Origin of the sequence: Herbaspirillum sp. B65, assembly GCF_000333555.1 — a bacterium.
Classification (GTDB): Bacteria; Pseudomonadota; Gammaproteobacteria; order Burkholderiales; family Burkholderiaceae_D; genus Herbaspirillum; species Herbaspirillum rubrisubalbicans.
In genome coordinates, this window is sequence record NZ_BADI01000289.1 from 1 (window position 1) to 710 (window position 710).

A 710-nucleotide genomic window follows, 5' to 3' on the forward strand; every position below is an offset into this window, starting at 1 on the left:
GCAGGCTTTGTCCCGGCTCCAGCTTGTGCTCGGCGATGTAGCGCACGATGTGGTCGGCGATCTGGTCCGAAATACGTACCTGCTGCAATTGCAGGAGCAGCTTGTTGAACTCATCGATCTCGGCCACGAACTGTACTGCGGTCTCGGGAGCGGTGTGCTTGATGGCGTTGCGCAGCACGTTTTCGATGGCGCGATAGAGCAGTTCGGGGTTGCCCTTGACCTGCACCCGGCAATCGATGTGACTCTCGACCCGCTTGCCCAGGGCTTCGGCTTCGAAGCTGGCATCGTTGGTCATGTCGGCCAGCATGGCCTGGATGGCGATGGGTTCCTCCATCGAGCCGGGGACATTGGCTTCCAGCCGTGAGAGGGTCAGCAATTCCCCCACCAGCTTGTCCATGCGCACGCTTTCGCGTTCGATGCGTTCCAGGGTCAGCTCCAGCTTGTCCTTGTCTTGGACCCGCGCCAGGCCGATGGCCATCTGCAGCCGCGCAATGGGCGAGCGCAATTCGTGCGAGACATCGTGCAGCAGCCGCCGCTGGCTTTCCATCAGGGTGCGCAGCTTGGCGGTCATGGCATCGAAGTCGCGGCCGAGGTCGGCCAGTTCATCGTTGCGCGCACTCATCACCGGTTCCAGCGCCAGGTCCAGGTTGCCGTTGGCGGCCTGGTGAAGGCATTCTTGAGATGCCGGATCGGGTGCGAGAAATACCACG

At 62.1% G+C, this 710-nt stretch carries 1 pseudogene; it reads right to left on the minus strand.

The window, feature by feature from the left end:
- Positions 1–94 precede the first annotated feature (94 nt).
- Positions 95–710: pseudogene (locus I5W_RS07590) on the minus strand (histidine kinase dimerization/phospho-acceptor domain-containing protein); the annotation flags it as partial.